The organism is Labilibaculum sp. K2S (assembly GCF_030372765.1).
Lineage (GTDB): Bacteria > Bacteroidota > Bacteroidia > Bacteroidales > Marinifilaceae > Labilibaculum.
On the sequence record NZ_JAUCMW010000002.1, the window covers coordinates 111,287 to 131,514 of the forward strand.

At 36.3% G+C, this 20,228-nt stretch carries 15 protein-coding genes; 6 read left to right on the forward strand and 9 right to left on the reverse strand.

Features of this window, described 5'->3' with window-relative positions; genetic code table 11:
* Positions 1 to 37: 37 nt before the first annotated feature.
* The 4 genes from QUH73_RS03400 to QUH73_RS03415 are packed head-to-tail and all read right to left on the reverse strand — an operon-like array spanning position 38 to position 7,174.
* Positions 38 to 1,732 carry a RagB/SusD family nutrient uptake outer membrane protein gene (locus tag QUH73_RS03400; RefSeq protein WP_289529077.1) on the reverse strand — a complete coding sequence of 565 codons (1,695 nt, stop codon included), beginning with the start codon at positions 1,730 to 1,732 and terminating at the stop codon, positions 38 to 40.
* A 28-nt stretch (positions 1,733 to 1,760) separates the two neighbouring features.
* Positions 1,761 to 4,895: a SusC/RagA family TonB-linked outer membrane protein gene (locus QUH73_RS03405; RefSeq protein ID WP_289529078.1), complete on the reverse strand. Its 3,135-nt coding sequence runs from the start codon at positions 4,893 to 4,895 to the stop codon at positions 1,761 to 1,763.
* An 11-nt stretch (positions 4,896 to 4,906) separates the two neighbouring features.
* Positions 4,907 to 5,803, reverse strand: a complete 897-nt coding sequence (locus QUH73_RS03410) for a carbohydrate kinase family protein (protein ID WP_289529079.1) — start codon at positions 5,801 to 5,803, stop codon at positions 4,907 to 4,909.
* A gap of 30 nt (positions 5,804 to 5,833) precedes the next feature.
* Positions 5,834 to 7,174 carry a sugar porter family MFS transporter gene (locus tag QUH73_RS03415; protein ID WP_289529080.1) on the reverse strand — a complete coding sequence of 447 codons (1,341 nt, stop codon included), beginning with the start codon at positions 7,172 to 7,174 and terminating at the stop codon, positions 5,834 to 5,836.
* 306 nt (positions 7,175 to 7,480) lie between these two features.
* Between QUH73_RS03415 and QUH73_RS03420 the strand changes: the two genes are divergently transcribed.
* The 4 genes from QUH73_RS03420 to QUH73_RS03435 all read left to right on the forward strand — a co-directional run bounded on the left by QUH73_RS03420 (position 7,481) and on the right by QUH73_RS03435 (position 9,531).
* Positions 7,481 to 8,050: a hypothetical protein gene (locus QUH73_RS03420; RefSeq protein ID WP_289529081.1), complete on the forward strand. Its 570-nt coding sequence runs from the start codon at positions 7,481 to 7,483 to the stop codon at positions 8,048 to 8,050.
* A 33-nt stretch (positions 8,051 to 8,083) separates the two neighbouring features.
* Positions 8,084 to 8,488 carry a nucleoside 2-deoxyribosyltransferase gene (locus QUH73_RS03425; protein WP_289529082.1) on the forward strand — a complete coding sequence of 135 codons (405 nt, stop codon included), beginning with the start codon at positions 8,084 to 8,086 and terminating at the stop codon, positions 8,486 to 8,488.
* On the forward strand, positions 8,489 to 9,049 hold the full coding sequence (locus QUH73_RS03430) for a DUF4269 domain-containing protein (protein WP_289529083.1): 561 nt from the start codon (positions 8,489 to 8,491) through the stop codon (positions 9,047 to 9,049). It begins immediately after the preceding gene.
* Positions 9,050 to 9,231: 182 nt separating this feature from the next.
* A complete protein-coding gene (locus QUH73_RS03435) occupies positions 9,232 to 9,531 on the forward strand; it encodes a two-CW domain-containing protein (RefSeq protein WP_289529084.1) in 300 nt (99 codons plus the stop codon).
* A 61-nt stretch (positions 9,532 to 9,592) separates the two neighbouring features.
* Here QUH73_RS03435 and QUH73_RS03440 read toward each other — a convergent pair whose 3' ends face one another.
* The 4 genes from QUH73_RS03440 to QUH73_RS03455 all read right to left on the reverse strand — a co-directional run bounded on the left by QUH73_RS03440 (position 9,593) and on the right by QUH73_RS03455 (position 16,081).
* On the reverse strand, positions 9,593 to 10,840 hold the full coding sequence (locus QUH73_RS03440; protein WP_289529085.1) for an MFS transporter: 1,248 nt from the start codon (positions 10,838 to 10,840) through the stop codon (positions 9,593 to 9,595).
* A 31-nt stretch (positions 10,841 to 10,871) separates the two neighbouring features.
* Entirely contained in the window at positions 10,872 to 12,587 is a 1,716-nt protein-coding gene (locus QUH73_RS03445; RefSeq protein WP_289529086.1) for a hypothetical protein, read from the reverse strand.
* An 82-nt stretch (positions 12,588 to 12,669) separates the two neighbouring features.
* On the reverse strand, positions 12,670 to 13,320 hold the full coding sequence (locus QUH73_RS03450; protein WP_289529087.1) for a uridine kinase family protein: 651 nt from the start codon (positions 13,318 to 13,320) through the stop codon (positions 12,670 to 12,672).
* A 100-nt stretch (positions 13,321 to 13,420) separates the two neighbouring features.
* On the reverse strand, positions 13,421 to 16,081 hold the full coding sequence (locus tag QUH73_RS03455) for a TonB-dependent receptor (protein WP_289529088.1): 2,661 nt from the start codon (positions 16,079 to 16,081) through the stop codon (positions 13,421 to 13,423).
* Positions 16,082 to 16,383: 302 nt separating this feature from the next.
* On the opposite strand from QUH73_RS03455, the gene QUH73_RS03460 reads away from it, so the two are divergent.
* Positions 16,384 to 17,397, forward strand: coding sequence for a LacI family DNA-binding transcriptional regulator (locus QUH73_RS03460; protein ID WP_289529089.1), 1,014 nt, complete (start codon positions 16,384 to 16,386; stop codon positions 17,395 to 17,397).
* Between the two features lie 144 nt (positions 17,398 to 17,541).
* Positions 17,542 to 18,636 carry a PAS domain-containing sensor histidine kinase gene (locus tag QUH73_RS03465; RefSeq protein ID WP_289529090.1) on the forward strand — a complete coding sequence of 365 codons (1,095 nt, stop codon included), beginning with the start codon at positions 17,542 to 17,544 and terminating at the stop codon, positions 18,634 to 18,636.
* Positions 18,637 to 18,695: 59 nt separating this feature from the next.
* Here the strand turns inward: QUH73_RS03465 and QUH73_RS03470 are convergent, their stop codons facing one another.
* Positions 18,696 to 20,087 (reverse strand): NAD(P)/FAD-dependent oxidoreductase, encoded by a 1,392-nt coding sequence (locus tag QUH73_RS03470; protein WP_289529091.1) that lies wholly within the window; start codon positions 20,085 to 20,087, stop codon positions 18,696 to 18,698.
* Positions 20,088 to 20,228: the final 141 nt, after the last annotated feature.

Consider the following 20,228-nt stretch of genomic DNA (forward strand, 5'->3'; position numbering starts at 1 on the left):
GAAAATTTCGGTTAAACAACAAGTAAATATATCCTGCTTAGTACCCAACATTTTGCTGATACAATCCCTTACTGAAATTGATCTGTTTTTGAGGAATTGGTAAGTATTCATCCCGGCCTTTTGTAACACTGCTGCCTTCGTAATAGCTGATTCGTTCTTTTTCCTCCATAAAATACTTATCCATAGTTTCTTTAGCAATACCCCAGCGTACAAGATCGAAATAACGATTCCCTTCCATTGCAAATTCCAAACGACGTTCCCATCGAAGAGCCTTTCTTGCAAAATCCTGAGTCCAGTTACAATTCACACCATCTACATAAATTCCAACTAAATAATTCCCCATATATGATCCATTAGCAAACTTCAACAGTTCAGTACTGGCCTGAGCACGTTCTCTAATTCTGTTAATCAATTCCAAGGCTTCAGCCTGTCTTCCCAATTCTATTAATGCCTCAGCTTTCCACAACATCACATCTGCATATCTAACCAGAATTCTGTTTTTTGAATTACCATAAAATGGATCGATATTTACAAAACAAGGACAATCAGGAGAAACATTTTCCTTTAAGGATGCATGCACACCATATACATCAGGGGAACGATTCCAACTTTCTTCATAAAGAAGGTTTTGATCATATTTCCACATGTGCCCGGGAGTTGCAATGGTATGGTCAATTCGAGGATCAACATTATTGGCAGCAAAATCGAGATTGCTTTGATTGTACGTATCAAACTCTGGCAAACCATCAGCAGAGGTTTTGTAAGCATTCACCAAATTCTGACTCGGCTTGTGAAAATCACAACATCCCAATCCCATTGGAACTGCCAACACATCACCAAAATTTAATCGTCCGTGCATAGTTCCATCATCTGTTGAGTACTGAACTGCAAAAATCGATTCCTTTCCATTTTCATAATCTCCAGGCAAAAAATTGTATGCAAAATCCGCTTCCAAATCATATGGTGAATTATTAAGCACCTCGTTTGCAAGAGAAATAACCTCCTCTAGTTTGCCAGTGTTGATATTGGTCACATTATTATCATCATCCTGCTCGTAAGCCTGATATAATCTTGTTTTGGCCAACAATGCTTGCGCGGCAAACTTGTCAGCTCGTCCAATATCTGTTTTCGATACAGGAAGGTTGTCAATTGCAAATTGAAAATCAGCAGCAATCTTTTCCCATAACTCATCGTTTGATAATGCAACATTTGAAATATTCTCATATTCTGAATCAGGAACTGTTTCGTCGATATAAGGAATATACTTAAACATTATTTTTAATTGAAAATATTGATAACCTCTTAGAAATCTCATTTCCCCTTCTCTGATTTTCTTCTCTGGATATTCATCTTCGGAAAGCAGAGCCAATTGATTTAAAGCCTCGTTTGCACGTGAAATGGCAACGTAATAATTGTACCAAAGCAAATCAAGTTCACCAAAATTTGCTGTAACATTGGAAAAAGTTTCTATGAAGTGAAAATCCTGAATATCAGCAGGACCTGAACCACCTTTGTAAGCATCATCAGACCTGACATTTCCAAAAGGCCAAAGACTAAAAGGGTGATCGTAATGGTCATTCCCCAGACTTGAATAAGCTGCAGTAACAAACCCATCAATATTGTCTGCTCCTCCAACCTGATCATCGCCTAACAATGCTTTAGGACCCATGTCAAGTTCATTAGAACAAGAAAGCATTGTCATACAGATTAAAATATAAATTATTCTTTTCATCTTTTCTTATTTTTTGTGTTCACTTGACTTAAAATGCAACATTTACACCTGTGGTAATCATTACCGGGTTAGGGTAGCCAAAAGAAGGATTTTCAGGATCCAGACCGGTAAATTTCTTACTTTTAATCGTCCATAAATTCTGACCGCTAACATACAACCTCAGTTTACTCAATCTCAATCTGTCAATAACTGATTTTGGAAATGAATACCCTAATTGAGCTGTGCGCAACTTCATGTAACCACCATTTTCTACATAGTAGGTTGAAAAACGACCTTCCCAATTTGCATCTGTATTTGTAAGTGCAGGTATCGAAGAATTTGAATTTTCAGGAGTCCATGCATTTAACAACCGGGTTCCTTTGTTTGAACCGGCATCATCAACACTCCAAAAATCACCTTGCCTCTTTATATCATTAATAACATCAATTCCGGCAATTCCCTGAAAGAACATGGTTAAATCAAATCCTTTAAATTCTGCTGATATATTAAGACCATAAGTAAAATCAGGATGTGGATTTCCAATCCAGGTTCTGTCGGCATCGTCAACTACTCCATTATCATCCAAATCGGCAAAACGAATTCGACCTAAACCTTTTCCTGGTTGTTCTGCAGAAGCATCAAGCTCTTCCTGTGTTCTAAATAAACCATCAGCAACGTAACCATACATTGAATTGATTGGTCGGTTTAAAATATTATCATCAGAACCGTTTCCTCCATAGTCATTCACAACTGCAAGCGGAAGTTTGGTGATTTTATTGCTGTAGGTTGCAAAATTGGCTGCGATCTCGAATTTAAATTCTTCTTTCAGGCTGCCACGGTATCCTACAAGTACTTCCAAACCTTCATTTTCCATTGACGCTCCATTCACCCAACGACTGCCACCTTCGCCAATTGCACCAATATATCCTGGTAGAATCAAGATATCCTTGGTTGATTTAAAGAAATAATCAACTCCTCCAAACAGCTTTTGATCAAACAATCCGAAGTCGATCCCCAAGTTGGTTTGAATGGTTGTTTCCCATTTTAAATCATCATTCCCTGTTTGAACTACACTGTAACCAGAAGGTAATGTTCCTGTTCCCTGACCATACATATCATATGCAGTTCCATTAGGCGATCTCCAGGTAGGATCTCCACCTCCGTAATTGGTCTGATACAATGAATAAGTTGCGTTGTTGTCAATTTCCTGATTACCAGTCTTTCCCCAACCAAACCGCAATTTAAGATTCGAGACTGACTTTAAATTATCTTTAATGAAATCTTCCTGATTAATTCTCCAACCTACAGAAAATGCAGGAAAAAGACCATATTGATTATTGTTACCAAAACGAGAAGAACCATCATAGCGAAGAGTAGCCGAAGCAAGATATTTATCGTTATACACGTAGTTCATTTTTCCAAAGTAGGACATTAACGCATACTCTGCTGCAGAACCGCCATTATCTTTTTTCCCGGTAGCCGCGTCCAAATACATATAATCTTCATCCTCTACAGAAAAATCCTGAGCAGAAGCCCAAAAAGATTCATCTTTTTGTTTGTAGAATTCACTACCAACCATTATATCAAAACGATGATTGTCAATTTCATACTCGTAGGAAAGAGTATTACTCCAAACAATTTTTTTATTGGAGGAATGGTTATTTGTTACCATATTGGTTTCATTCTTCAAATAACCGGAAGAATAACTCAATTGACTGTTAAGAGCATCGTAAATACCGTAATCAATCCCCAGACTTGAACGGAATTTTAAATTTTTCACTGGTTCAACGTCCACAAAGAAATTTCCAAACAATCTGATGTAGTCGTAATCATTTTGTTTGTTGTCTTGTAACAAACGAACAGGATTTTGCCGGTCATTCATTCCTCCAACAGGCCCTCCCCATCCAATACCATCAACAGTATGAACCGGAACTAATGGAACTGCTTTTAACGCTCCATCCATAACTCCTCCAGGTATTTTAACCTCATTGGTTTGGTTGAATGAGAAATTCTCTCCTATCACCACCTTACCATCGGCCAATTCATAATTAGAATTCATTCGAGCGGAAATTCTTGTAAACTCGCTAGTTTTTATAATTCCCTGATTATCCAGATAACCCAAAGAGAATAAGTAACTTCCTTTATCGGTTCCATTTGAAACAGACACATCGTACGATTGCGAAACAGAGGTCTGAGAAACCTCATCAAACCAATCTGTATCCGAAGCTTTCATTGTTTGATTAGCATCCAAAAACTTGGGAACCAAAATTTTATTCAGGCTAGGATTCGCCAAGTCTCCATTCCAATCGAATTGATAAGAAAGATTATTTGAATTAGGGTCAGTTCCTGTATTTACAAGTGATCTCCATAATGCTGATCCATACTGTTCTGCATTCATCACATCAATTTTGTTATTGTACCAGGAAATATTGGAATAAGCATTTAAGTTCACCTGAATCTTTCCCTTTTTTCCTTTTTTTGTGGTCACAATAATAACTCCATTAGCAGCCCTCGATCCATAAATACTCGCTGAAGATGCATCTTTCAAAACCTGAATGGATTCAATATCATTAGGGTTTAATTCATGCATTCCCGCTTTTGTAGGAACCCCATCAATCACATACAAAGGGTCGTTATTATTTAATGTACCAATTCCTCTTATACGGATTGTAGTTCCTGAACCACTTGGCGATCCATCTGAGGTAACAAACATGCCAGGAACGTGCCCTTGCAATGATTTTATGGGATTAGCACTTGGAGTGCTAACGATTTCATCTACATCAATAACAGAAACCGCTCCGGTTAAATCTGCTTTCCTTTGCGATTGATATCCCGTAACAACAACCTGATCCAACTGCTGGAAATCTTCTTCCATGACAACGTTTACGGAACTAAGTCCGTTAACAGGAATTTCCTGGGTTTTGAATCCCACAAAGGAAAATTGAATTGTTCCTTCTGCTGATACTTCAAATGTATACTGACCATTAATGTCGGTTACAGTACCATTCGTAGAGCCCTTTTCGACCACTGAAACTCCTGGAATTCCCTCGTCGGAGTTGACCATCGTGACTTTTCCGCTAACATTGATTGTCTGAGCCAATGCATGTAACGGAACTGAAACCGCAAGAAAAATCAATAGAGCTGCCATTGATCTTTTTGTGATTTGTAAGAGTTGATTTTTCATAGAATTTTTAATTAGGATTGATTCATAATTCGTAAAACTTCACTCATATCGTACTTGGGTGTTGCTCCCTCTTTAGAGGCAACAAACGCCCCGGTTGCCGAGCCAAAATTCAATGCTTCTTCCGGTGATTTATTTTGTACCAAAGCTGATAAAAACCCAGCCAAAAATGCGTCACCAGCTCCCACAGCATCAACTGCAGCAACCTTATAACCTAAATGATTAAAAAATTGATTGTTTGTAAACAGAACAGCACCATTAGCTCCTTTGGTTACACAAACCATAGAACATTGGTACTGTTCTGAAAACCAACGAATCAAATCTTCTTCATTTTTAGAGGTCTTTCCGTACCATCCTGATATCTGGATCAATTCCTCATCATTCAGTTTTGCGACGTCGGCTTTACCAAGCAATATTTCGACATCTTCTTTCTGATCGAAAGGCGGACGGAGGTTTACATCAATTACTTTTAAACAATCAGAATCCAACACATTCAAGATTGTTTGTTTTGCTTTTTTGTTTCTGGAACCCAATGTCCCGAATACAACTATTCCTGATTCTTCTACTTTGTGAGACAATTGTTCGGTATATTCTAAATGATCCCATGCAACCGGCTCACAAATTTCATATTTTGCATTATTCTTATCATCCAAATGAACCAATACCTCACTGGTAGGCAATTCTGAGTCAAGCTGAATTAACTCTGTACTCATTCCTGATTCTTCTAAAAAACGTTTCAGTTTTAAACCTTGTTCATCATTCCCAATCCGACTTGCAAATTCAACATCAAGTCCAATATTATTTAATTGCAAAGCCACATTCATAGGTGCTCCACCTGGCTTAGGACCAGTGGGCATCATATCCCATAACATTTCACCGACACTTATTATTTTTTGATTTTTAATGTCCATCACAAATTATTTTCTCAATTTATATTTGACTTAAGCCCGTTTTAATTCCTTTTGGATTTGTTCCAACGATTTCCCTTTGGTTTCGGGGAAGAACTTGAATACAACAATCAACTGCACCAACATAGCCACAGAGAATATCATAAAAGCAACACCTCCGCCATTGGTACCACTTTCGGCAATTGCAGGAAACATCCATGATACCATTGCTGCCATTATCCAATGCGTAAAACTTCCTAAAGCTTGTCCTTTTGCACGTATCTTATTAGGGAATATTTCTGAAATAAACACCCAAATTACAGCTCCTTGAGAAAATGCAAAAAATGCTATAAACCCAACTAAATAAACTACAACCAAAATATTTCCCGTTGATCCCTCAAACAAAGTTTTTGCCACCATTCCAAGAAATGCCATCATTCCTATTGAGCCAATTAAGAGTAATTTCTTACGACCAAACTTATCGATTACAGTCATTGCCAACATGGTAAATATAAAATTTGTTGCTCCTATCGTTACAGATTGAAGCAAAGCGTCATCCTTACCAAAACCAGTCATTTCAAAAATTCGTGGTGCATAATACATGATTGCATTAATACCTGACATCTGATTGAAGACAGCAACCAATATGGCAAGGATCACCGGCAAACGATACTCTTTTGCAAATAGATTTGCACTGGATGTTGCGTTATCCCCTTGTAATGATTCTTCAATCTCTTTTAATTCATTTTCAGGATCACGAGAAGCTAATTTTTTTAATAAGCCAAGAGCCTCTTTTGATCTTCCTTTCAAAACGAGTAAGCGGGGAGTAGATGGAATATAAAATAACAGTGCGAAAAAAATAAAAGCAGGAAGTGCCTGTACTCCAAGCATCCATCTCCATGCATCAACCTCCACTACAGATGAAATTAAGTAGTTGGAAAAGAAAGCCAATAGAATACCACTTACTACATTTAGCTGAAACATACCAACCAACCTTCCTCGAAGATGTGCCGGGGCTATTTCTGCAATATACATAGGACCAATAACCGATGATGCTCCAACGCCTATTCCTCCAATAAACCGAAAAGAAATAAAAACCAACCAATCATCTGCCACGGCTGTTGCCAATGCTGTCATTCCATAAATAACCGCAATAACAATCAATACACTTTTTCGTCCATATTTATCAGCAGGTTTACCTGCAGTCATTGCTCCGACAATTGTTCCTATCAACGCTATTGCAACTGTAAAACCATGCCAGAATCCATCCAATCCGAACATTTCCTGAATCGATTTTTCAGCACCCGATATTACTGCCGTATCGAAACCAAATAGTAATCCTCCCAAGGCTGCAATTAATGCACACGTAAATACATAGGTATTCTTCTTCTTCATCACCGTTTTATTAAATCGTTTAAATTTTATGTGACGAATCTAGTATGTTCGCAAAGAATCTTATCCTACATATGTTACCAACAATATCATTTATGTATCAAAATGCAGAAATACAAACGTTTGTATGATATATGTTACCATCTTAGCATAAATGTTACATTTCCAAATTTGAATTAGAACACCGTACAAAAACCAGACAGCCATTTATATTAAGACTTAACGATCAAACACATTTGTATTTTAACATCTTTTTAATCATTGATATCATCCTTTTTCTTATCTTCCTAAGAATTTAAAAAAAATGACATGAAGAGGATCGCTATACTGCTTGTACTAAGCTTTGCAATAACGACAGGATTTGGGCAAACAGAGCTAAAACAGCATTTCGAAAAAGATCTGCGGAATTACACAACAGCTTTTAATAACAAACAATGGAATACGGTTACCGATATGATGTATCCTCCCATGTTTGAAATGATGAGCAAGGATAACATGCTAATGGTTTTGGAGCAAATGGATAATCTGGGTGTTAAAATGACAACCGACTTTCATTCTATCGACAAAATATCGAAGGTAGTGGATTATGGGAAAGAAAAATATTGCAAAATTCAATACTACGGAATTATTAAAGTGAAACTTACCGGATTAATGTCGCAAGGAAGCTCTTTAATGCAACCGCAGTTTGAGCAGGAATTTGGCAAAGAAAATGTAAAATATCACGAAGCATCGAATTCATTTACCATTCAGGCACACCGATCGATGGTGGCAATTGCCGATAAAAAATCAGATAACTGGAAGTATATTGATGTGAATTCACCGCAGGCTAAAGGACTAAAAAGATTGATTCCCGAAAAGGTACAGGAGCAACTAAACTAACTTACATCCCTAAAAAGCTTACAATAAAACAACATGAAAATATATTTTTCAGGATCGATACGTGGAGGACAGCAAGACACCGATTTATATGCAGATTTGATTTGTGAATTGAAACAATACGGAACTGTATTAACCGAGCACATTGGATCAAAAACGATCGATACCACAATAACCGATAAGGAAATACACGATCGGGATTTAGCATGGGTAAAAGAATCGGATATTGTAATAGCAGAAGTAACTGTTCCTTCGCTTGGGGTTGGCTACGAAATTGGCCGGGCTATCGATATGAATAAACCCATAATATGTTTGTACAGAGTATTAAACGGCAAAACAACCTCTGCAATGATTCGCGGATGCTCAGATGTGCAATGCTTCGAATACTCAGACCTAACAGAAGCTAAGGAAATTTTGAAGAAACAACTTAAAACTACATAGATGAACTGGCAAGATATTTCATACCTGAATTCGGGTTCGGCAATTCAGAAAAAAGCATTTAAAAGTTTAAATAAACTTCAGGTTTTTAATCTTCTGGCAGAGTATTCTCCAATTTTAACAGGCACTATTCCCATTGGGATTTCAATTGATTCCAGTGATGTAGATATTACCTGCAGATTTATAGATACCGATAAATTTGAAAGGAAAATGGAAAATCTGTTTAAAGATCGAAAAGAATTTAAAATACAACAAAAGGAAAAAAATGGATACTGGGTTGTGGTGGCAAGTTTTACCTACCAAGGTTTTCCTTTTGAAATATTTGGTTCTCTTTTTCCTGGTACAGATCAAAATTCCTATCGTCATATGCTGATTGAGCATCGTATTCTAAAGTTACTTGGCGAAGAATTCAAGCTTAAAGTAATTCAATTAAAAAAAGAAGGCTTAAAAACAGAACCGGCATTTGCCCAATTATTAAAATTAGAAGGAGATCCATATCAACAATTGCTAAATATGGAAGGTGTAACCGACACTGAAATACTTCAACACTGGAATAAGAGCTGAAAAACTGATCGTAATCCATAGTAAATCAGGCAACAGCACAAATTAAAATCACGCTTAAGGATAAGAAAATTCTATGTTTACCATTGATTACAATTCGTTTACCAAATAGCTAAAGTTATTGCACTATAAATTTTGATTACCAGGAGTTTATGCCCTATGTTTGATTGATATTTTATATTGATATGGAAGGATTAAACTGTTGGGAATATTATTTGTGTGGCAGAGAGGTAGGTGGAGTAAACTCTGAAGAGCTGGGTACTTGTCCCGCAAGTACACTTCATCATAACAATGGTATTAATGGCGGAACATTCTCCGGCAGGTATTGCTGGACAGTTGAAGGCACTCTTTGCGATTCGGAAATTCAGGGTGAACTGGAAGATAAGCTGCTAAATTGCATCAACTGCAGTTTCTTCAAATCAGTAAACATCGAACAAGGACGTGAATTTATTCTTATGCCTCAAAAAATCCACCAAAATAAATAGGCTGTCGAATCATCAACAACCTATTTTTGTAAAGATAATTCCCTAAACTACATTAATAGTTCTAAGCCTTTTCAATCTTATATTCACTTAAATCCAAGTCCTGCAACCTCTTCTTTGTCGGATCAACAATCAAATTATAAACTGTTCCTGCAAAAAGTATCACAGCAAAAACTGTAGCAAGCATAAATCCATACTTTGCATCGCTTCCAAAGGCATCACTTATTGCTCCCATGGCCAATGGTCCAAGTGCTGCACCGGCCGCTGTGAAAAACAGAATCACTCCAGCAACTGCTCCATGACTGGATTTTGGGAAACAACTAATTCCTTTCGAATTAATGGTTGGATAAATAACCGACATAAATAGCCCTGATAGCGGCAATAACAATACGGTTGCTTCCACTCCAAATAACATGCTGCCAACAAAACAAACCAAAATAGCAAAACTAAACAAACTTAATACAACAGCCCAGTTAAAGCGAGACATCATCCATGCACCTAAAAAACGTCCTCCCGCTCTTAAAATAAAGAAAATAGGCAAGGCATAAGTGGCAATAAATAACAAGCTGCCATCATATCCTTTAATCAAAGTAGGCATCCAAACATAAATAGCAGCTTCAACCGAAACATAAAGGAAAGCTCCCATAGAAAAACCAAAAGCATAAGGATCTTTAATCATTGCCAAACTTCGCTTAAGGTTAATCGGCTCTTCTGATTTTTTGATTGTTTCGGGATATTTAACCTTAGCTGCAATTAAAATTAGAACAACACATAAACTTGCAGCTACAACATAAAGCCATTTCCAATCTACTCCTTCACTCAAAAAATAACTTACAATAAAAGGGCCGATGATAGCACCAACACCAAAAAAACCTTCAACTGCATTCATCGTAGAAGTATGATCCTTTGTTGATGTAGTAATGTCTCCTATTAGAGCCAAGGCTCCTGTTTTAAATATTCCTATAGCCGCTCCCGAAATCATCATCAGGGTCAAGAAAAATGCAAAAGCATTTCCAATAATAAACAGATAGGAATTAACAACGAAAAGAAGCAAGCCAAGTATAATTGTTTTCTTTCGTCCTAATTTATCTGCTAAAAACCCAAGTAAGATTCCGGCCAAAGCTATTGCTGTCATCGGACCATAGTGCAGCAATCCTGCCGCTGTCATGTTTAAATCGAAAGTCTTCATTACTTCCGGAATAATAACTCCAACCGCATCGGTTGTCATGGCAAACATCAAAAACATCATGTATGTCAGCCATTTAATCAGCTTTATATTTGTATTTCCTTGTGTATTATTAGTATTTCGCATTTTTTTATTTTTATGTAAGAATAAAACAATCTTACTGGAAATTATACACTACATTTCCCTTTTCGTTGGTCGCAACTATATTGAAGGTATGTGTTTTTAAGTTTGCATCAAAAACGGCAATGCATCCATTATTTTCCCATTCTAATTTCAGCAATTCCGGTTTAGATTCCAGAATTTTTAGTTTAGCATCAAAACCAAAAGCCGGAAAATTATTTCTAAATTTCAACAAGGAGAGTTGCTTAAGTACCACATTTTTCCCTAATTCATTGCATGCTTCCTCTAGTTGAAAATTTGTTCTGTTAATTTCTTTGTGTCCTCCAGCCCCGGCATTTTTGACAGCTTTATGATCATTCTTTCCTGCAAGAAGATCGAGATACCAAACCTGAGGTTTACCGGGCATAAAAATTTGAATAGCTCTCGCCAACAGAAGTTTTGCATCATCTTCGCCCAATGCGCTGTAATACGTTGCATTTACCTGATAATACATGTTCTTTTCCCCATGCAGATCTTTCACAAATCCTCCTCGTTCAACAACAGTGTCAATCAAAACCTGAATCTGTTCTTCAGTCAGCAAGCCTTTTAAATCCAACAAAGGAATTCCATCATGACAACCAAGCATATTTACAACTTTGATATCTTTTTCCAACATGTCCTTAATCCATTTGATCAAGACTACATTTGTGTTTCTTTCAAAAGCATCAATAATTAATCCGGGCAAGAAAAAATCATAAGTCAAATAGCCTTCACTTGCTAATTTTTCATGCATTTTATCTTCGTACTTTGCATGTATTTCGGGCAAGAGAGTTAAATTATATTTATCGGCCAGATCTTTCACCTTCCCAAGTAAATTCCATGTTCCAGGATCATTCAAAAAATTTGGCAAACCAGGTTCTTTAGGAGCATATGCAAATGCATCAAGCCTAATAATCTCGGCACCATAACCGGATAGTTTTTTCAAGGTATCTTCGTAAAATTCCCACACCAACGGAGACTTGATATTAAGATCCATTTGTCCAAGATATTTTCTTCTGGATTCCAGTAAGTCAATTGTATCTTTACGATACTCGTCAAATTTTCCAAATTCAATCTCTACAGGCTTTTTTCCTTCACCTATAGCTGTATTTACTATTTTCGCCAGTCTATCTGCCGAAACATATTGAATATCTGAAGCCTTCATCAAATCCTGAGCATCAATTTTCTCATATTTCACTTCCTGATAAAAAGTGTTCCAGTAAGGAACCTCCTTCCCGTCGGGCATGCTAACCATTAAAATCGGCAAACCAGGTTTTCTGAAAAACATGTCTTTGATGTATTCTGCATCAGGTTGGATATAACCTTCTTCTCTTATCTCTCCACATCCATCCCAGAATTTATTCCATGGTATAAAAAACTCCTTATACCTGGAATTCTCTCCATTTTTTAAAATATCCTGAAACTGACTGGAAAGAACAGACGAATGGTTTAACACAAAATCAAACTTTAGTGCAATGTTCATTTTTTTCAGTTCGATTAAATTTTCCTTCGAAGCATACATCTTGTTCAGGTTATAATCTATAACTGAAAAACCTCTGTCTAAATCGGTATTAAAAACACTAGGTAAAATATAGAATGACTGAAATACATCCTCCAGTTCATCTTTATCAAGGAATTTAATGATATCATCTAAAGTTCCTCCAATACTATCAGGATAAGCATTCAGCATTGGACCCGATTTTATGATTAATTTATTCTCATTCATGTCTTTCATCTCCTCCTATCTAATCAAGATATTAATCATTAAACTTGAAATTATAATGCCACAGTTATTTACGTTAAGGCAAAACAGTTAATTATTTTGTTTCCAACTCATAATCTTTTGTGATTACAAAATCAGCCAGTTGTTTATGACCGGCAATTATTTTATGCTCGGTTACCAGTACCTGCTCAATAAAAGGATCACCAACTTCTTTCCCTCTGTTTCTCTTCTGTCTGTGCTCCAAAGTATCAATTCTGTTACGGGCAATAAAAACCTTTGTATCTACATTTTTTAACAAAGCAGTATAAGTGCCTTCTGCAATTACAACCTGAATTCCTTCCAGACTAATTACCTCATCTTCTACACTATTTTTATTATAATCAATCAAAGGTTTTACAATCTCATTCTTGCCATCAATAGCATCCTGTAAATTCTGATCCATTAAATCCATTTTCACTTCAACATGAGGTCCTAACCATTCAGGATCTTCTCTTCTTTTTGCATCATTTGATTTAGGAGGAAGAACAAAATAATCATCCTGTCCAAGCAATACCGATTTTATTCCTTCCTTCTCCAACTCATCGGCAATAGCCTTTCCTGTTTCTGATTTTCCACTTCCCGATTCACCAGATACGGTAATTGTATATCGTTTTCCCTTACTTTTAATTTTATCAACCAAACTAGGAGCAATTATTCCTGCAACCTTAACATGGTGTTCTTCCACTACAATAACATCACCCTTCATGATTTCATTTTTTAATTATTTTTTTGATTTTCCGGACATACCTTTAGTGTTTCGGAGGAGATAAAAACCTCCCCCGTTCACTTTTTTTCTAATCTGACTTTTAAAATGTATAAGTTATACTAAGTGTAGAAGCTCTACCGGTAATCGGTCTCGCTCTCATGTAATTTGTAGTATTTTCAACAAAAGTATCTCCTTCCATTTCAGTAAATCCAAGTGTATTAAACAAATTATTTACATTTGCACGTATCGCTAAACCTTTGGTAATGTTCTGACTGGCATAAGCATTCACGTAAGCGTATCCTGGTAACACAATACCATTATCATCCTGAGCATATACCTTTGTTGTACCTATCAAACTAAAACCGATTGACGTTTTGCCTTTGTTGAAATCATATGAAGGTGTAATGTTGTACAATAAATCAGGTACTCTTCGAGGAGTATTTCCTTTTTCATCAGCGTTTAAACTTTTATCTATTTCGGCATGAGTGTAAGTTGCTCCAAAAGCCACATTGAAATTTGATTTTTGATAAATCCCTTCGAATTCAGCACCATAAGTTGTGAATTCCTTGTTAATAATTTTACCAAACTCTTCATTCTGTTCCGAAATATCAGTATAAAAACCTGTAACAATTACAGCCAGTGATGGAGATTTGTATTTGTATCCCAATTCGAATTGCTTGATTTCATCAGCATCCAGTCCGTCAACAGTTCCTCCTTCAGGAGTGATAAACGGAGAATACAACAAACGATCTGCATTTGCTCTGCCACCTTTACTGTAGCGTGTATAAACAGCCTGATCGTCGTTAATCTTATAATTAGCACCAACAGAATAAGAAACATAGTTGTAATCGTAATCAACAGGCATTGGATTTGCATTGTCCAAAACAGTTACACTTTCTTCAACCGGAGTTATGCTTCCGTTATTATCAACATCAACAGGAGCTTGATAATTTGACAAATAGTAACCTGTTACTTCACCCATATCGTAACGAACACTACCTTCAATATTTAATTGATCAGTAACTTCAATACCAACATTTGCATAAACAGCATCAATATCATAAGTCATATCGTAACCACGGGTACAGCAATTTCCCCAGAATGGAACACCATGCGCAGTTAAACCATTACTGCTGTAGTATGAATTATCTGCACTTGCGATATTCATTAATCTTGCTCCATCAGAACTTATATCAGTAAGGTACTCTTGCCACAACCAAGTCATTCCTATTTTTTGCTGTGCTTTATAATAACCTGCTGTAAAATCTACTTTGTCAAATGATTTAGATAAGTAAAAATCATTTGTGAAATTACTTAGATCGTTCATTTCCACATCCATAAGGATCGTTTTCATCAGCAATCCATTGTTGTTTAAACCATTGATTTGCGACTCACTCAAGGCAACACCAGCATTCTTACCATTTGCATAGCTTAAACTATATCCTGCACCTGCAATACTTTCAGCAATGTCATTTGCTTCTCCAACCTGTGCTGGAAATGGGGTTGTAAATGAACCGTGATTGTTGGCATAACGAAATTTTTCTTTTAGCTGCCATCCTTCACCAATATCGAAGGAAAATTCACCACCCACAACTTTCGAAACGGGATGCATTCCATCACCAATATTACTGGTTCTGCTATTTCCATTAGCATCCACACTTAATACATGCATGAAACCAGGATTTTGAAGAGAACTATTGGTCAAATCAAAACCTGGAATTGATTTGTAATTAGGGTCAGATTTAGTTCCTGTTACTTTCACAGGCATCGGCATGTATGAAATTGACTTATCATCTAAAACTTTAAAATACAACCGAACATATCCCTTTTCAAATTCTTTCGTGATATTCGCTTTTATCTGACCTCCGCTATTACCTGTATATCCAGGATTTCTAGGACCTTCTCCTTCGCGGAAAAATCCACCAACATGAAATCGGAATCCATTCCCGATTGGAGCTCCATACTCAAAATCTGTTCTGTGTGATTTGTAATCAAGTCCCATGGTCATTCCAATACTTCCACCTTCAACTGCACCATTTTTACTGATAAAGTTGATGATACCAGCAGGTGAATTACTTGCAAACGTTGAAGCACTACCACCCTTAATAGCTTCAATGCGGCCAATTGTTCTATCCGATCTTAAAAAAATATCCGCATTACCAAAAGAGATATCGCCAAACTGCATTACCGGCAAACCATCTTCGTGAAGTTGTAAAAATTTTGAACCTCCTGAAGCAATTGGAATACCACGAACAGCTATATTCGCATTTCCTTCACCTCCTGAAGATTCAGAACGAATACCCGGAATTGCTTTAAACAGTTCTGCAGTGGTAGCAGCTCCAAAAACCTCAACAAATTTTGGTTTTAGTGTTGTTAGTGCAACACTCGATTCAATGTTCGATTTTTGATTCACAACACCAGTTACTGTAACCTGATCCAAACCAATTAAATCTGCAGACAAATCAAAATCAAGTCTAATTTCCTGATCTGCAAGAATAGTAACTTCTTTCTCTACTTTCGAGTACCCAATAAAAGATGCCACAATAGTATAGGTACCCGCTTCAATATTTCCCAACAGGTAAGTCCCATCAATATTTGAAATAGTACCATTTGTTGTTCCTTTAACAACTACAGATGCTCCAATTAAGGGTTCTTCATAAAGCTTATCTGTAACGTTCCCTTTTAAAATCCCTGTTTGCGCATTAATCAATCCAATAAAAAGGATAAGATTAGCAAACGTCAAAAGAATCTTTCGTTTCATAAATTCATTTTATTAATCTATTACGAGTGAAACATCTGGGATGTAAGGAATTTTTTGTTCAAATTTACATCCATAGGTATTTCAAAGAAATAGTAGTTAGTTGATTCGTTTTTTTTCGCAATCGTTATCTTAGCTAAGATTATACTAGCAAACATAGTTAATTCGAAAACAATAGTCAACACATAAACACCTTAAAAACAGATCGTTAAAACCGCAACCGGTCGTGCAACCGGTTGCGGTTAATAACTTTTAATAAAATATTTCAAACGATTTCGAAAAATAAACATGAAAACATATTATTCATGACTAATAAAGCCATTACAATAATTGACATTGCAAAACTTCTAGGTGTTTCGAAATCTACAGTCAGCAGAGCTCTTAAAGATCACCCGGACATTAGTAATGCTACAAAAGAGGCCGTACACATGATGGCCAAACAGCTTAAATACAAACCAAATGCGGTTGCTATGTCCTTACGACATAAAAAAAGCAAAGTGATTGGTTTAATTGTACCTACCCTTTCTCCGTTTTTTTTCCCCTCTGTTATTCACGGAATTGAAAATGAAGTTAATAAGAGAGGTTATAATTTAATGATTCTGCAGTCCAACGAATCATACGAAAGAGAAGTGCGTAATGTAGATATCCTGCAAAGCAATAATGTGGAAGGAATTTTGGTCTCCATTTCCAGAAAAACCGAAGATCTAAGCCATTTCACTAGTCTAATTGAGGATAATACTCCTATTGTTTTTTTCGATCGAATTCCAAAATCCATTCAAGCAGACATGGTTTTAGTTGATGATGTTTTAGGTGCATTCACTGCAGTTGAACATTTGATTTCGATAGGAAAAAGAAAAATTGCAATATGCCTGGGGAATCCAAATTTACTAATTAGCAGCAATCGACTAAGTGGATACAAGAAGGCATTAAAGAAACATAGCATAGAAATTAATGAGGAATTTATTATAACAGGAGAGTCATCGGAGGAAGCTGAAAACGAAACAAAAAAGCTTTTAGAATTAACAAATCCCCCTGATGCAATTCTGGCAATTAGTGATCTCACAATGTCTGGAATCATGAAAGCTATGTATGCAAAAAAAATTAAAATTCCTGAAGATATTGCTGTTATTGGTTTTTGTGAAGATACATTCAGTCAAATGTATAACCCTCCGGTTTCAACAATTGACCCAATGGGAATAGAAATTGGTAAAATTGCAACCGAAAGACTTTTTCAAAGAATTCACGAAAACAACATATTAGAACCCAAAACAATTAACCTATCAAGTAGATTAATTATTAGAGATTCAACAAAAATATAACATCTAAATACATAAATAAATACTTAAAGGTTTGTTTATCCACAATAAATTGATATTTTAGAAGGAGATTTCAACTTAACTTGTTTTTTCAAGCTCCCGGTTTCTTGCCCAACATTTGAAAAATATGGATTAACGGATACGAGGATGATGAATCTTACGGATATTTTAAAGAATAACATTTCTGTTCACTCTCTTATTGAGTCAATGTCCGAAGGCATAATTTTCACGAATAAGGAGGGTGAAATATTATCTGTAAATGAAACAACAAACCAGTTATTTGGATACAAAAGAAATGAACTAATCGGTCAACCAATCGAAAATCTGATTCCAAACAGATTTAGAGACAAACACAAAACCCACCTGCTTAGTTATTTTTCAGCTCCCAAAGTACGTCCTATGGGACATGCAAATTCGAAACTATCCGGAACTAAAAAAGATGGAACTATTTTTTCACTTGAAATTAGTTTGAGTTTTATCAATACAGACAAAGAACTACTTGCTATCGCTTTTATTACTGATATTTCATCACGGGTAAAGGCTGAGAACGAACTAAAAATACGGAACATTGAATTAGACGCATTTGCTCATACGATTGCCCATGAACTGCATTCCCAACTAAACAGCATCATCGGCTTTAGTCAATTGATACTTAACGATAATGATTTAAGCGAACAGAAACGCAGCTCCTTTTTGGACATGATAGTTGCCAGCAGCCTTAAAATGAACAGCATTATTCGGGAAATGCTTCTTTTCTCAAGTCTTAAAAAAGATGAAATTGTAAAAACTCAGCTCTCAATGAAGAATATAGTTGATGAGGCTGTTAACAGAATTGCAGACTCTGAAAAAAAATCAGCTAAAATTTCCATATCAGATGATTTTGAACCTTCTTTGGGTTATGGACCATGGATTGAAGAGGTTTGGTACAATTACATACGAAATGCCTTAAAGTATGGTGGAACCCCTCCCAGTATCGAAATTGGCAGCTCAAAAGCTAAGGATGGTTACAATAAATTCTGGGTAAAGGATAACGGCAAAGGGCTTACTAAAAAGCAGTGCGATATTATTTTTGTTGATCCTCAGAAATTAGGAAATGGTTTTATTAGAGGCCATGGATTAGGATTATCAATCGTAAAGCAAATTGTTCAAAAACTAAACGGCTGGGTAACTGTTGAAAGTACACCTAACAAAGGAAGTAGATTTAGTTTTTACCTGCCACACTCAGAGAATAATTCCCATTAAAAATTTATTAAGCTGATTGCTGATAACAATAGAATCAGCAATCAACAAAATAACTGTAATTACACTTTCTTTAAAATCTCTCTTGCAATAACAACTCCATTAACCGATGCCTGCATAAGACCTCGGGTAATTCCAGCTCCATCGCCTCCCAAATAAAGATTTTCAACCGAAGTAGACTGAAAGCCATTATCCACTTTAGTGATATTGCTATAAAATTTTACTTCAACACCATACAATAAGGTTTCATCTGATGCCAAACCTGGAGTTACTTTATCGAGAGCCAAAATCATTTCCTCGATATCTTTCAATATTCTATGAGGCAAAACAAGGCTTAAATCTCCGGGTACTGCATCTTTTAGAGTTGGTATAATGTTATTTCGATACAAACGACTTGATGTGGTTCTCCTCCCCCTTATTAAGTCACCAAATCGTTGTACCATTATTTGATTATTTGTCAGCATATTAGCCAAACGGGCAATGTGCTTGCCATACTCAATAGGTGCTTTAAAAGGTTCTGTGAATTTCTGCGATACCAATAAAGCGAAGTTAGTATTGTCACTCTTTAAATCTTTAAAACTATGTCCGTTCACCACAGCCAAGTTATCATCGTAATATTCCGATGACACAAAACCGCCTGGATTCGAACAAAAAGTTCTCACCTTATCATCAAAAGTATGTGTGTAATGAATCAATTTTGCCTCGTAAAAATTGTCATTAATATCCTTCATCACCTCATTACGGCACTCTAATCGAACACCAATATCTACAACTCCGACTTCGGTAGAAATACTTTCCTTACTGCACTCCTTCATTAACCAATCTGCACCGTCTCTACCAACAGATACCATTACTATTTCAGCAAAGTAACTCCCTTTTCCATTTTTAACCCCTTTGATTTTATCTTCCTCTAAAATCAGATTTTCAACAGCACTGTTAAAATGTACCTCAACACCTCTCTCAACAAGGTAATCGTATAATTTCCGGTATAATTCCTGAGCTTTTTCAGTGCCCAAATGCCGAACAGGACAATGCACCAACTTTAAATTTGCCTCAATAGCCTTTTTCCTGATTTTCTGCATTTCAAGGCTTAGCGATTTCCCATGAATATCAGATGCTGCTCCAAAATCCAAGTATACCTCATCGGTATATTTTATTAATTTGATTGTTTCCTCTATACCTAAATAATCGGGTAAAGTTCCTCCAACCTCAGGCGATAATGAAAGTTTCCCATCAGAGAATGCGCCAGCTCCTGCCCAACCTGTAGTAATACTGCAAGGCTTGCAATGCACACACTTTCCTCCATTGGTGTGTTTGGGGCATTTCCGCTTGTCCATTCCTCTTCCTTTTTCAAGGATTAAAATGTTTAAATCAGTTCTGTTTTTTACTAATTCATAAGCACAAAAGATACCGGCAGGTCCGGCACCAACAATAATCACATCGTATTTCTTCATACGCTTTGTTTAATTTTTTAGATTAATGCGGTTTACCCGATTTCTGTTTTTTCAAAAGGCAAACCTCTAAAATTAGGCATTCTTTTCATTCAAATCACATCATACTCTCTATAATGAATATAAATATTAAACAACTATTAA

What these genes read in the sequence shown, in the direction of transcription:
- QUH73_RS03460 (WP_289529089.1), top strand. Translation starts at nt 16,384, where the DNA reads ATGACTAATAAAGCCATTACAATAATTGACATTGCAAAACTTCTAGGT.
- QUH73_RS03400 (WP_289529077.1), bottom strand. Translation starts at nt 1,732, where the DNA reads ATGAAAAGAATAATTTATATTTTAATCTGTATGACAATGCTTTCTTGT.
- QUH73_RS03455 (WP_289529088.1), bottom strand. Translation starts at nt 16,081, where the DNA reads ATGAAACGAAAGATTCTTTTGACGTTTGCTAATCTTATCCTTTTTATT.
- QUH73_RS03450 (WP_289529087.1), bottom strand. Translation starts at nt 13,320, where the DNA reads ATGAAGGGTGATGTTATTGTAGTGGAAGAACACCATGTTAAGGTTGCA.
- QUH73_RS03470 (WP_289529091.1), bottom strand. Translation starts at nt 20,087, where the DNA reads ATGAAGAAATACGATGTGATTATTGTTGGTGCCGGACCTGCCGGTATC.
- QUH73_RS03435 (WP_289529084.1), top strand. Translation starts at nt 9,232, where the DNA reads ATGGAAGGATTAAACTGTTGGGAATATTATTTGTGTGGCAGAGAGGTA.
- QUH73_RS03420 (WP_289529081.1), top strand. Translation starts at nt 7,481, where the DNA reads ATGAAGAGGATCGCTATACTGCTTGTACTAAGCTTTGCAATAACGACA.
- QUH73_RS03465 (WP_289529090.1), top strand. Translation starts at nt 17,542, where the DNA reads ATGATGAATCTTACGGATATTTTAAAGAATAACATTTCTGTTCACTCT.
- QUH73_RS03410 (WP_289529079.1), bottom strand. Translation starts at nt 5,803, where the DNA reads ATGGACATTAAAAATCAAAAAATAATAAGTGTCGGTGAAATGTTATGG.
- QUH73_RS03445 (WP_289529086.1), bottom strand. Translation starts at nt 12,587, where the DNA reads ATGAAAGACATGAATGAGAATAAATTAATCATAAAATCGGGTCCAATG.
- QUH73_RS03440 (WP_289529085.1), bottom strand. Translation starts at nt 10,840, where the DNA reads ATGCGAAATACTAATAATACACAAGGAAATACAAATATAAAGCTGATT.
- QUH73_RS03415 (WP_289529080.1), bottom strand. Translation starts at nt 7,174, where the DNA reads ATGAAGAAGAAGAATACCTATGTATTTACGTGTGCATTAATTGCAGCC.
- QUH73_RS03425 (WP_289529082.1), top strand. Translation starts at nt 8,084, where the DNA reads ATGAAAATATATTTTTCAGGATCGATACGTGGAGGACAGCAAGACACC.
- QUH73_RS03430 (WP_289529083.1), top strand. Translation starts at nt 8,489, where the DNA reads ATGAACTGGCAAGATATTTCATACCTGAATTCGGGTTCGGCAATTCAG.
- QUH73_RS03405 (WP_289529078.1), bottom strand. Translation starts at nt 4,895, where the DNA reads ATGAAAAATCAACTCTTACAAATCACAAAAAGATCAATGGCAGCTCTA.